This window comes from Thalassospira indica, from assembly GCF_003403095.1.
Lineage (GTDB): Bacteria > Pseudomonadota > Alphaproteobacteria > Rhodospirillales > Thalassospiraceae > Thalassospira > Thalassospira indica.
Genome location: NZ_CP031555.1, coordinates 1,537,280 through 1,550,340, shown reverse-complemented (window position 1 = coordinate 1,550,340; position 13,061 = coordinate 1,537,280). Strand labels below are relative to the sequence as shown.

Here is a 13,061-nt window from a genome sequence, read left to right as displayed (position 1 = left end):
TCAGGAAAGCTCCTCCAGCTCGTCGATCATGCGCTTTATCATGTTAAGGCCACGCTGCCAGAAGGCCGGGTCCGATGCATCAAGTCCGAACGGTGCCAGAAGTTCCTTGTGCCGTTTGGTGCCGCCAGCTTTCAGCATATCAAGATACTTCTGCTGGAAGCCGTCTTCAGCGCCCTGATAAACATCATACAGCGAGTTCACCAGGCAATCGCCAAAGGCATAGGCATAGACATAGAACGGCGAATGGATGAAGTGCGGAATATAAGACCAGTAGTACTTGTATTCGTCTTCATAGCGGATGGCGTCGCCCAGACTTTCATGCTGTACGGCCAACCAGATGTCGCAGATCTCATCAACGGTCAATTCACCTTCGCGGCGCTTGTCATGCACGCGTTTTTCGAACTCGAAGAACGCGATCTGACGCACGACGGTGTTGAGCATATCTTCAACCTTGCCGGCCAGCATGATGCGCTTCATCTTCGGATCGGTCTCCGCCCGCAACATCGACTGGAAGGTCAGCATTTCACCAAATACCGATGCGGTTTCCGCGAGTGTAAGCGGCGTATCAGACAGGAAATAGCCCTGCTCACCGGCCAGCACCTGATGCACGCCATGGCCCAGCTCATGGGCAAGCGTCATCACATCACGCGTCTTGCCGTGATAGTTCAAAAGCAAGTAAGGATGCGCCGACGGCACAGTCGGATGGGCAAAGGCGCCCGATGACTTGCCGGCACGCGGCGGCACATCGATCCAGGGATTATCGAAGAACTTCTGACCGACTTCTGCCAGTTCCGGCGAAAACTCGCCATACGCCTTAAGCACGGTCGAGCGCGCGGTATCCCAATCGATCTGACGATCATCATCATCGGGCAGCGGCGCGTTACGATCCCAGTAATCAAGCTGATCAACACCAAACCATTTCGCTTTCAGGCGATAATAGCGGTGCGACAGATCGGCATGGCTGTCTTTGACAGCGGTATTAAGCGCATCAACAACTTCATCCTCGACCTGGTTGGACAGGTTACGTGACGATACCGGGGTTGCAAAGTTGCGCAGACGATCATCAATTTCCTTGTCCTTGGCAAGGGTATTGGTGATGTGCGCCAGGAGCTTGATGTTCTTGCCCAGAACATCACCGATGGATTTGGCGGCCTTCTTGCGGTCCTCAACCTTGTTCGAGGACAGCATGTTGGCGGCATCTGACATGGTCAGGTCTTCGCCATCAATCGGGAAGCGGAGCTCCGCCATGGTCTGATCAAACAGGCGCACCCACGCCGCCGATCCAGCCACACGGCGCTCATGCAGGACCTGCTCGACCTCGTCAGAGAGCTGATGCGGGCGGAAGGCACGGTTTTCATCAAGCCACGGGCGATAGCGACGCAGCGCTTCGCTTTGTTCATACTTCGCATCAAGCGACGCGTCTTCGATGCGGTTGATTTCAAGACCAAAGAACAGCGACAGGCTGGAAATGCCGGTCATTTCTTCCTGAACGAACTGATAGAACTGACCAATGGCCGCGTCCGAGCTGTCACCGGCATATTTCAGCTGCGCAAACGATCCGATCTTGCCGCAGATTTCGCTGATCGCTTCGTATTCGGCAATGGCCGCTGCCAGTTCATCACCGGACAGGTCATTGAGTTTGCCCTGATAGCTTTGCTGGAATGCCTGAGAGCGGCTTTTGGCATCATCAAGATCGCGCCGGATATTCGGGTCTTTCAGATCGTTATAGAGATCGGTCAGATCCCAGGTCGGCAAATTCTTGTTGATCGCGTTCATTTGTCCTCCAGACAGTCTCGTTGGTCGCGTGCGTCCGATCCGCACAGCAAAGGGATGTACCTTTGCTTTTTTAATCGTCCTGATCCGATATATAGCCCGTCAAAGCCATATCACCAGACCCGTTTACAGATACGGTTTCAAATTGCTGGGTCGATCATATCGTTCCCTGTGCCATGGACAACAGCAAAGCCGCATCCAACCCCAAACAAACCGCATTTTACCGGGCTTTTGACCGGAACAAGGTATCCGGGACCGCGTTTGTGTGACATGGGCGACAATTCGGTCTTTAAAATGTCATTTTCAGGCTGCGCAATTGTGCAATCCCTGATAACAAATTCATCGTGGAACGTTCGTTTATTCCGATCTGCAGCACATCCGCGCGGGTATAAGGAAAAAGGAAATGACAGCGTTACCATCAGGGCAGCGCAAAGATTGCCCGTTTGCGGGAACCAAGAGTGAGGCAAGGAAACGTCATGACAAGTTTGCAGGATTATGCCAATTGGCAAAACTTGCCGACCATGTTTTTTGAAAAGGCCAAGAAACATGGCGACACGCCGTTTCTTTGGACCAAGGATTCAGAGGGCAAGGAATTTGTCCCGACCAGCTGGCAAGAAGCCGCCGATCAGGTCCGCGCCCTTGCGCGCGCCCTTTATGACATAGGGGTCCGCCCCGGCGACCGGGTTCTGCTGGTTTCGGAAAACCGCACCGAATGGGGCATTGCCGATCTTGCCATCATGTGCGTTGGCGCCATGACCGTCCCGGCCTACACCACCAATACCGAGCGCGATCATCTGCACGCGATCGAAGACAGTGGTGCAGCGATTGCCATTATCTCGACCAAGAAACTTGCCCAGCCCTTCCTGCATGCTGCCCTTGATAGCGGGCGCTGCCGCCATGCGATCATGATGGAAGAATGGGGACAAAGCTTTGTCGGTGACATCACCATTTCGCGCTGGGATGACCTGATTGCCAAGGGGCGCGGTCTGAGCCATGATGTCGATGACTGGATTTCCAAGATCAATCGTGATGACTTGGCTTGCCTGATATACACATCCGGCACGGGCGGCTCCCCCAAGGGCGTGATGCTCAGCCACGGGGCGATCATTTCAAACTGCATGGGTGCGTTTGACATCATCGAAACCCTTGGCATCGATAAGGAAATCTTCCTGTCCTTCCTGCCGCTGTCGCATTCCTATGAACATACTGCGGGCCTTTATTTCCCGATCAGTATCGATGCCCAGATCTATTACGCCGAGGGGCTTGATAAGCTGGCCGCCAACCTGGCGGAAGTCAAACCGACCATCATGACCGCTGTACCGCGCCTTTATGAGATGCTCTATCAGCGCATGAGCCGCATGGTCGAAAAGGAAGGCGGGCTGAAGCAAAAGCTGTTTGACCTGACACTGCGTTTGGGCCGCAAGAATTATGAAGGCGAACGGCTTGGCCTGATCGAAAAGCTTCAGAACCTTGCCTGTGAACTGTTGCTGCGCCGCAAGCTGCGCCAACGCTTCGGCGGGCGGATCAAGGCGATGGTCTCGGGTGGTGGTCCGCTGAATTACGAACTGGGTGTCCTGTTCGTTTCATGTGGCATTCGCATTCTCCAGGGTTACGGTCAGACCGAATTCGCCCCCGTGGTTTCATGTAACCGTGCAGAAAACAACAAACTGCGCACCGTTGGCCCACCGATGGTCGGCGCCAAGGTCAAAATCGCCGAGGATGGCGAGATCCTGCTTAGCGGCGAAAGCATGATGAAGGGCTACTGGAACCTGCCGGAAGTCACCGCAGCGACCATCATTGATGGCTGGCTGCATACCGGTGATATCGGCAAGTTCGATGAACAGGGCAGCCTGATGATCACGGATCGCAAGAAGGACATCATCGTCAATTCCGGTGGTGACAATATCTCGCCGCAGCGGATCGAAGGCCTGATGACGCTTGAAACCGAGATTTCCCAGGCGATGGTCTATGGCGACGACAAACCTTATCTGGTTGCCGTCCTGTGGCCGGAAGAAGACTTCATGCGCGAATTCGCCCGCGAGAACGGCATTTCGAACTCCATCGAGGAACTCGCCAAGAATGACGACTTCCGCAAAACCATCCGTACCGCGATTGACCATGTCAATCAGCGCCTGTCGACGATTGAAAAGGTGCGCAGCTTCATGTTTGCCGAGGCGCCCTTTACCATTGATAACGAAATGCTGACACCGTCGATGAAGATCCGCCGCCACAAGATCCGCGAAGCCTATGGCAAGCAGCTTGACGGCCTTTATCAGCGCAAGCGCGGCGGCAGCAAAAACGCCCAAGAAAAGCCCAAAGACTGACCATAAAGACGATGACGCGCCCCAAAGAAATCAAACAAACACTTACCCTGGTCCGGGGTCTTCCAGGATCGGGTAAATCAACACTCGCCAAAAACCTGTGCCAGGCCACCGGTGCGGTCCATCTCGAAGCGGACATGTTCATGGTCGACCATGAAGGGTTTTACGAGTTTGACGGCACCCGCCTGTCGCAAACCCACGCCCGCTGCGAGGCCGAATGCCACAACGCCCTGTCAGAGGGGTATGACGTTGTTGTCTCCAACACCTTCACCCGTTTCTGGGAAATGAAGGCCTATATCGACATGGCCGACAAGCATGACATTCTGCTGCAGATTGTCGAATGCCATGGCCGTTTTGGCAGCATCCATATGGTGCCCGACGAAACCCTTGCCGATATGCGCGATCGCTGGGAACCGTTGCCTGAAAAGTACCGCTAGGGCGCGTCCCTAGTTTACAGTTGAAAAGACCTTTTTGAGAGTATCGGTGGTCCACCGCGTCGGATCGCGTCGAATATCGGCTTCCTGCACGGCGATATAATGGAACAAACCATCCATCGCCTTGGCAGTTGCGTGATCGGTCAGCGATGCCTTTAGATCCGGCACAAACGGCAGTTGGTCATATTGACCAAGCATCTGATCATAGAGCGATAACGCCCCGGTGTCGGACAACGCATCGGTGATCATTGGCCGCAAACGTCCTTCGATATCAGTGCCCGATACGCGGCGCAGATACTGGGTCGCGGCATCATCCGGGCCCTGCAAAATGCCCTTGGCATCCGCGACCGTCATCTGGCGCACCGCATTAACCAGAATACCGCCGGCATCCTGCATGGTCTGTTCGGCCGCGCGGTTCATACGCAACTCGATTTCATCGGCGTAGCTGCCAAGCCCCGCCGCGCTTAACAATTTCTGCGCGGTCTGAACTTCGTCGGGCAGTGGAATATGTGCAACCGGATCGGCATTAAAACCATCAACCGCGCCTAGTTGGTCGGTGACCAGTTCAACACCCATATCAAGCGCCTGTTTCAATCCCTGCTCGACCGTATCGGATGAAAGTGCGGAAACGCCAGAACCGCTGCTTGACGTGCTTCCCGATCCCGATGAGTTCATCGCATCGCCAAGGGCTTCTTTGGCCTTGTCAAAGAACGACTGGGCATTTGCGGGAACGATTGCCCCCACAGCCATAACACCCATGACAAGTGCAACAGCACCGGTTTTGAAAAAGTAATCGGAATTGTGTTTGCGCATCTGCGACCCTGCGGTTTTTGATTGTTGTGTATAAGCAAACAAGACAATGGCCAAAAAACATGGCCCGAAAAAGACAAAACCCCGGTTAACCAACCGGGGTTTTGCATGTGAGGTATCAGGCGACCTTATTCAACAACCTCGACCTTTTTACCATTGAGCAAAAGGTCATTGGCCTCGGTCGAGACCGGAACGGTGTCACCATCCTTGATCCCACCTTCGAGGATCTGCATCGCCAGCGGGTTCTGCAGATAACGCTGGATCACGCGTTTGAGCGGACGGGCCCCGTAAACCGGGTCATAGCCTTTTTCAGCCAACCAATCCTTGGCGGCATCATCAAGTTTCAGGGTGATCTTCCGATCAACCAGCAACTTATCAAGGCGACCAAGCTGGATATCGACAATTTTGCTCATCTGATCGCGATGCAAACGATGGAACAGGATGGTTTCATCCAGACGGTTGAGGAATTCCGGACGGAACGATGCCCGAACGATTTCCATGACCTGGGCCCGGACTTCGCCGCTGTCATGACCTGGTTCCTGATTGGCAAGGATTTCCCCGCCCAGGTTCGAGGTCAGAATAATCAGCGTGTTGCGGAAATCCACAACCCGGCCCTGCCCATCGGTCAGGCGGCCTTCGTCAAGAACCTGCAGAAGGACGTTGAACACATCGGGATGTGCCTTTTCGACCTCGTCAAACAGGACAACCTGATAGGGACGACGACGTACCGCCTCGGTCAGTGAACCACCTTCCTCATAGCCAACATAGCCCGGGGGCGCACCGATCAGGCGGGCCACCGCATGCTTTTCCATGAATTCGGACATATCAATCCGCACCATGGCCTGTTCATCATCAAACAGGAACTGGGCAAGGGCCTTGGTCAGCTCGGTTTTACCGACACCCGTCGGTCCAAGGAACAGGAACGAACCGATCGGTCGGTTTGGATCCTGCAAGCCGGCACGCGCACGGCGCACCGCATTCGAGATTGATCGAACGGCATCATCCTGACCGACAACCCGTTTGCGCAGCGTGTCTTCCATTTCAAGAAGCTTTTCACGCTCACCCTCGAGCATCTTGTCGACCGGAATACCGGTCCAGCGCGAAACCACGGACGCGATGTGTTTTTCGGTAACCGCTTCTTCCTTGATGCCACGCGACGGATCGTTTTCCGCCTTTTCAAGCAGCGCCTGAAGGGCCGGGATTTCTTCGTATTGAAGCTGCCCGGCGCGATCAAGCTTGCCATCGCGCATCGCACGTTCAAGTTCACCACGCGCCTGGTCAAGCTGTTCCTTGATGTGGGTCGATGCTGCAAGTTCCTTCTTCTGGGCTTCCCACTTCGCGGTCAGCTCAGCCGATTTGCCTTCCAGCTCGGCCAGTTCCTTTTCCAGACGGCCAAGACGATCCTTGGATGCACTGTCCTGTTCTTTCTTGAGCGCTTCACGCTCGATCTTGAGCTGGATGATCCGGCGATCCAGTTCGTCGATTTCCTCTGGCTTGGAATCAAGCTCCATACGCAGACGCGACGATGCTTCGTCCATCAAATCGATCGCCTTGTCAGGCAGGAACCGATCCGTGATGTAACGGTTCGAAAGCGTTGCTGCTGCGACCAGTGCGGCATCGGCAATACGGACCCCGTGATGAAGCTCGTACTTGTCCTTGATCCCGCGCAGGATCGATACCGTATCGGAAACCGACGGCTCGCTGACAAATACCGGCTGGAAACGACGGGCGAGCGCCGCGTCCTTCTCGATATGTTTACGGTATTCATCCAAAGTCGTCGCACCCACACAGTGCAACTCGCCACGGGCCAAAGCCGGTTTCAAAAGGTTCGATGCATCCATCGATCCTTCGGCCTTGCCAGCCCCGACAAGCGTATGCAGTTCGTCGATGAACAGGACGACCTGACCGGCCTCTGATTCAATCTCGCTCAGGACCGCTTTCAGGCGTTCTTCAAATTCACCGCGGAATTTTGCACCGGCAATCAACGCACCAAGGTCAAGCGACAGAAGTTTCTTGTCCTTGAGCGTTTCGGGAACGTCACCCTTGACGATACGCAGTGCCAGACCTTCGGCAATTGCGGTTTTACCAACCCCGGGCTCACCAATCAGAACCGGGTTGTTCTTGGTCCGGCGTGACAGAACCTGCACCGCACGACGGATTTCCTCATCACGGCCAATGACCGGATCAAGTTTACCTTCGCGCGCCGCCTCGGTCAGGTCACGGGCATATTTCTTAAGCGCGTCATACTGGTTTTCGGCCCCCGCACTATCGGCCGTGCGACCCTTGCGGATGTCATTGATCGCACCGTTCAGCGCCTGTGCCGTAACACCGGCATCGGCCAGTACCTTGCCCGCGGTTGACTTCGGATCAAGTGCAATGGTCAGAAGCAGCCGTTCAGCCGTGACAAAGCTGTCACCGGCTTTTTTGGCGACTTCCTGTGCCTGATCAATCAGGCGGGCAAATTCAGATGAAAGATAAATCTGACCATTGCCGCCGGAAACCTTTGGCAATTTTGCCAGTTCCTGCGCGCACCGTTCCTGGGCAAGCTTGGGCTTACCGCCGGATGCCTTGATCAGATTGGCTGCCAGACCTTCTTCGTCATCAAGCAGCACCTTAAGCAGATGAATCGGGACAAATTGCTGATGGTTTTCACGCAACGCAAACGATTGCGCTGATTGCAGAAAACCTTTTGACCGATCCGTAAAGTTTTCAAATTCCATTCCTGTCACTCCTTGAGCCAACAGTATTCAAACGATGTGGACCTTCTTGGAAGCGTCCACGGCATTGGTGTCATTACCGAATTCTAAAATTATAGATTATTTCGACAGCGACAACATTGATATGTCTCAGTCTAGCGTGTTTGCAACCATATACCCCTACAAAAGTTGCAAGAATTATTTGTGCACCGCAGCACAACTTTCTGTCATTATTCTAGATATCATATGATGATACTGAACTAAGGACATTGCCAGCCAGTCCCTTCGGGGTTGCCCTTGGCAAAACAACGTTCTAACGTCGCTCGAATAGACAAACCAGACATGCCATTCGTCCCGTTTTTCCGGCATGCCAAAGCGCCATACAGGAATAGTGATCATGACGATCGAACTCAAAGCCATCAAAAGATACCCGGTCAAGGGAATGCGCGGCGTTGACCTTAAACAGGCAAAAATCAGCGCACACCACATGATTACCGATGATCGTCGCTTTGTGATTGCCACCCAATCATCTGTCGGACAAGAGGGTGTTCATGAATGGGCCCGCAAAAGCAACTTCCTGCAGTTGGTCAACACGCCAAAGCTTGCTGAAATCGGCACCGAATATGACGACGCCACCTGCACCCTGACCATCCTTCGAAATGGCCGCGCCATCTGCAAAGGAAGGCTGGACGATAGCATGGGCCGCACCGTGGTTGAGGATTTCCTCAAGGCGTTTCTAAAAAACGAGATCGCCGGCACGCCCAAGATCTATTCAGTCCCCGATACGAATTTCGGCGACATGAAGGAACCTTACATATCGCTGCTGAACCTGGCGTCGATCCGTGATTTCGGGTCGCGCATCGTCCAAAGCGAAATCGATCCGATGCGTTTTCGTGGTAACCTGTTGATTGACGGGCTGGAGCCGTGGAAAGAGCTTGAATGGAACGAAGACAAGATCATCAAGATCAATGATGTGTCGTTCCGCGTCGTCCATCCGATCACGCGCTGCAAGGCAACAAGCGTTAATCCCGACACGGCGATTTCCGATATCAACGTGCCACTGATGCTCCGCAAAGGGGTAAACCACCTTTATATGGGGATTTACATCGAAGCGCTTGAAGACGGCCTGATCACACCGGGTGACAAGCTGACCGTGACGGTCGCCTAAGGGCCGTTATCAGTTCCCGGAATTGAATGTCGGGGCGTGTACGGCGATGCCCTTGAACATCTCGTCGTGATACCAATCAGTGCGGTGTGCACGAATGGGCGGGCATCCCTTGCGGAACAAAATCTGTTCTTCCTTGGGGAAGCGCGCCACTTCGGCTGATCGCAGGATGGGCTGATTATCCTGGGACCGCAAATGCACCGGGCGGCTGGTATCCTTGCCACCGCCGGTGTCATCAAATTTCGACATTGCGGTCAGGCCCGAAACCCAATCCAGGTTAAACGCCCCTTCCTGGCTCAGAACCGAAATAGCATCCACCCGGCCGACGACATTTTCCCAGTTCAGGCAAACATCCATCAGGCCACTGACACCAGAGAACCCCGGCCAAACGATCATGCCCTCGCCGTATCCGCCGCCCAGAAGGCGCTCGAACAAGGGCATCCGGCCAACATTTTCGATCCCATCCAACAAGACCAGGAATTCCGGATCGCCCGACTTCCAGCCACGCTGATTAAGCAGGTTCATCATGCCTGTCAGCATCACACGGCTAAAGGATGGCTGAACTTCCGGGTTATCACCGCCAAGCTGACCAACGATAAAGATCGAAACCGGGCCACTGTTGATGTCTTCAAGTGTGAAGCTGCTTTTGCTGACCAGACGTGCGATTTGCGGATTGTCGAATTCTTCGGTGGCGGCACGGCAGGCCTCGATGATCTTCATCCGCTGATCTTCGGTCATATCAAGGATATTCAGCGCGACCTCGGATATGCGGCCATCCGCAGACTCAATCCCCATCAGTTCTTCAAGGGTTTTGTAAAACCGATGCGATGGCATGATCAGATTGCGGCGTACCTCGGCAAGGTTGCGGTCTTCCTTCGCACTGCGCTGGATCGTGTAAACGATAAAGCCCTGCAACAACGTCCGTGCAATACGGACTTCCTGTTCATCGAGTTCCTTGACAAATACCGGCGCCAAAAGCGTATCGGCGATAAAGCCGGTATCCGTGATCATTCCTTCCCCCTGCTGGCGGATGAAATCGAACGGATTGAACTGTTGGGTTTCGACACCGGTTTGTTTGTGTGGGTCAATGACAATCAGTCTTTGCCCAAGCTTGGTACGGCGATCATGAATGGCGCGAAAGATGCTGCCATGGCGCTCATAAACAAACAGATTGCCGGTATGCAAAAGCGCGTTTGGCTCTGCCGAGGCGCGATAGAATTCTTCGGGTTTGGTCGAAAAGGTAATCACCCGCTTAAGACCCTTGGCCCCGATCAGGCGCTTGTCATCCCCCCAACGCCCCAGAACGAAGGACGGATTGCTTTCAAGCAGCTTGCGACCATTAAGGTCTTCAAGAGTGGCCCACGCCCCCTCGCCACGACCAGCAGTCCCTTTTCCGCCCAGTTTCTTCTTTTGCGATTTGGACGATGATGATGGCTTCATTCGGTTCAGGATGATGACAACCAGCGGAATGAACATCGGGACGATGAAACAGACAGCCCCCAACAGGGCCAACTCGTAATCACCGTTAAACAGCCCAAGGGCGATAACCATACCGCCAAGAGCCCACAGCAAAACCATGACGACCCGAAATAAGCCAGTCCCCATCTGTCACTCCCCACGAATGCGCCTGCACCGTGAAAAGACGCCGGTTCTTTTATCCCGATCTTGCTTCCACGGTTTTATTGATGATTTGTCCCAGAACCCGCGCGAAAAATAATCGAAGGTTGCACGAGATATTCAATTATATGCTTATACAGTTTTACGTCCCTTAAAGCACTGAGTCTTTGGGGGAATGCACGGTTTTTGCAGATGATCCAAACGACAACACCCCTGCAAGCGGATGGCTTGCAGGGGTGTTTGTCATGTTGAAAGACCGCCTCGGGTCAGATCAGGCCGAAACCGGCTCGGATCCTTCGTCAGAGGTGGCACCTTCTTCGTCATCGCGACCAGCTGCGCGGCTACGACCGCGGCGGGCTGTCGGATGGCGACCACGGGTACGTGCGGTACCGCTTGCGGCACGGCGCGGTTTCTTCTCACCGTCTTCGCCCTGCTCTGCAGTGTCGGTTTTGTCGGCACTTGCCGGTGCATCATCACCAGATGCTTCTGCCGGTGCGCTTTCCTCTGCGCTGGCGTCATCATCTGATTTCCGCGGGCGACCACGGCCCGGACCACGTGCATCCGAACGGCGCGCACGCGGCGCGCGTTTCGGACGGCCACCATCTTCATCCGATGTTTCAGCAGAAGTGTTTTCTGCCTCTACCGGGGTGTTGTCATCGCCATTGTTTGACGCAGATTCTGCGTTTTCGTTGGCGTCACCCTGTTGATCATCGTTCTGATTTGACTGGCCATCACTGCGGTCGTCACGGCCACGATTGTTGCGCTGACGATTGTTGTCACCACCACGTTCCTCACGGCGCTGGTTTTCCCATTCCTGGGCAGCCTGAAGGATGCGGTGGTAATGTTCCGCGTGCTGATAGAAGTTTTCCGCAAGAACCGGATCGTCGGTGCAATCCTTCGCAAGGGAAATGTATTTTTCATAGACCTGTTGGGCGTTACCGCGTACGCGGCCGTCCGGTCCATTACTGTCAAAATTCTGAAATTTTGGATTTACTGGACGTTTATTTGACTGTTGCCGTCCGCGCGGACGTTTATTGTTATTTCTCATATCAACATGACTTTGGTGTTGAAGGACAATCCGGTAGCATCATCGGCTCCGGAACCACTCCGTCTGAAAAACATATTTCCCGCTAAACAGCGCCGATCACGGCATTATTTTTACAAACCTGCCGGGAACCTTGAAAGGAACGGAGATTGTCGACTGTTTACAGGGGAACACGGCGCTTTCATAAGCGCGTTGGGCACCCGGCCCGTTCGATTCAACCTATATGGCTTGATCGGTTATTCCAACTGTTTTTTTCACTCGCCTGCGCTTTTTTTACATCACAGGTGCGGAAATATCAGATTATGCAACGTCCGACGGAACAACGGGTTTTCTTTGCCGCGACGCAACGGACAATTCCGCCAAGGTCTTCACGATACTCCACTCCGACAAAACCGGCCTCCACCAGCATCTGACCGACATCGTTTTCCTGCCCGCGACCGATTTCAAAGATGACAAAACCACCGGGTTTTGCCAGATCAAACGCAACATTTGACAAAACGCGATAGGCCGCCAAGCCGTCCCCCTCATCTGTCAGGGCAAGGCGAGGATCAAATTTTTGCACCTCCGGCGACAGGGTCGTCATCTCGTCGGCGGTGATGTAGGGCGGGTTTGACATCACAAGATCAAACCCCTCGGCGCGGTCTTTGTCATCAAGGGCACTGTCCCAGTCCGAGACGCGGAATTCGACGCTGTCATCAAGCTCAAGCAGCTTGGCATTTTCACGCGCACAGGCCACCGCCCCCGCGCTTAGATCAAGTCCAATGCCGGTCGCGCCTGGCAGATCGCCAATCGCGGATAACAACAAACACCCCGTCCCGGTGCCGAAATCAACAATCCGCGGCGCATCGGCATCCTCAAGGAAATCAATTGCCCATTCGACAAGTGTTTCACTGTCCGGGCGGGGCTCAAGCGTTTCGGATGACAGCTTGAAAGTATGGCGCCAGAAATCACGTTCGCCCAAGATACGACCGACTGGTTCATGCCCGACGCGGCGCGCGATCATGCCCCGAAAAGTTTCCGCCTTGTCATCAGGCACAATGTCTTCGGGCCATGCACTGATCCGCCCCCCATCAACACCCGCAGCCCGTGCCAGAAGAATACGCGCATCCATCCGCGTGTTTTCAATACCGGCATCGGTTAAGGCCGCGGCGGCCTCAGCCATCAGGCTGCCAAGGGTCGATGGGGTGTCAGAAGGCATGA

At 54.4% G+C, this 13,061-nt stretch carries 9 protein-coding genes; 3 read left to right on the top strand and 6 right to left on the bottom strand.

What is annotated here, in order from left to right:
* Window positions 1-1,776: a M3 family oligoendopeptidase gene (locus DY252_RS07255; RefSeq protein WP_064789316.1), complete on the bottom strand. Its 1,776-nt coding sequence runs from the start codon at window positions 1,774-1,776 to the stop codon at window positions 1-3.
* 473 nt (window positions 1,777-2,249) lie between these two features.
* On the opposite strand from DY252_RS07255, the gene DY252_RS07250 reads away from it, so the two are divergent.
* Complete coding sequence (locus tag DY252_RS07250; RefSeq protein WP_064789317.1) at window positions 2,250-4,097, top strand: AMP-dependent synthetase/ligase; 1,848 nt, start codon at window positions 2,250-2,252, stop codon at window positions 4,095-4,097.
* 11 nt (window positions 4,098-4,108) lie between these two features.
* Window positions 4,109-4,531 (top strand): ATP-binding protein, encoded by a 423-nt coding sequence (locus DY252_RS07245; RefSeq protein ID WP_064789318.1) that lies wholly within the window; start codon window positions 4,109-4,111, stop codon window positions 4,529-4,531.
* A gap of 9 nt (window positions 4,532-4,540) precedes the next feature.
* On the opposite strand, the gene DY252_RS07240 is transcribed toward DY252_RS07245, so the two are convergent.
* Window positions 4,541-5,341: a DUF4197 domain-containing protein gene (locus DY252_RS07240; RefSeq protein WP_231959739.1), complete on the bottom strand. Its 801-nt coding sequence runs from the start codon at window positions 5,339-5,341 to the stop codon at window positions 4,541-4,543.
* A gap of 125 nt (window positions 5,342-5,466) precedes the next feature.
* Window positions 5,467-8,058, bottom strand: a complete 2,592-nt coding sequence (clpB, locus tag DY252_RS07235) for an ATP-dependent chaperone ClpB (RefSeq protein WP_064789320.1) — start codon at window positions 8,056-8,058, stop codon at window positions 5,467-5,469.
* A gap of 373 nt (window positions 8,059-8,431) precedes the next feature.
* On the opposite strand from clpB, the gene DY252_RS07230 reads away from it, so the two are divergent.
* Window positions 8,432-9,202, top strand: coding sequence for an MOSC domain-containing protein (locus tag DY252_RS07230; RefSeq protein WP_064789321.1), 771 nt, complete (start codon window positions 8,432-8,434; stop codon window positions 9,200-9,202).
* Between the two features lie 9 nt (window positions 9,203-9,211).
* On the opposite strand, the gene DY252_RS07225 is transcribed toward DY252_RS07230, so the two are convergent.
* The 3 genes from DY252_RS07225 to prmC all read right to left on the bottom strand — a co-directional run bounded on the left by DY252_RS07225 (window position 9,212) and on the right by prmC (window position 13,059).
* On the bottom strand, window positions 9,212-10,804 hold the full coding sequence (locus DY252_RS07225) for a type IV secretory system conjugative DNA transfer family protein (RefSeq protein ID WP_064789322.1): 1,593 nt from the start codon (window positions 10,802-10,804) through the stop codon (window positions 9,212-9,214).
* 283 nt (window positions 10,805-11,087) lie between these two features.
* On the bottom strand, window positions 11,088-11,864 hold the full coding sequence (locus tag DY252_RS07220; protein ID WP_064789323.1) for a DUF4167 domain-containing protein: 777 nt from the start codon (window positions 11,862-11,864) through the stop codon (window positions 11,088-11,090).
* A 292-nt stretch (window positions 11,865-12,156) separates the two neighbouring features.
* Window positions 12,157-13,059: a peptide chain release factor N(5)-glutamine methyltransferase gene (gene prmC / locus DY252_RS07215; RefSeq protein WP_064789324.1), complete on the bottom strand. Its 903-nt coding sequence runs from the start codon at window positions 13,057-13,059 to the stop codon at window positions 12,157-12,159.
* Window positions 13,060-13,061 lie beyond the last annotated feature (2 nt).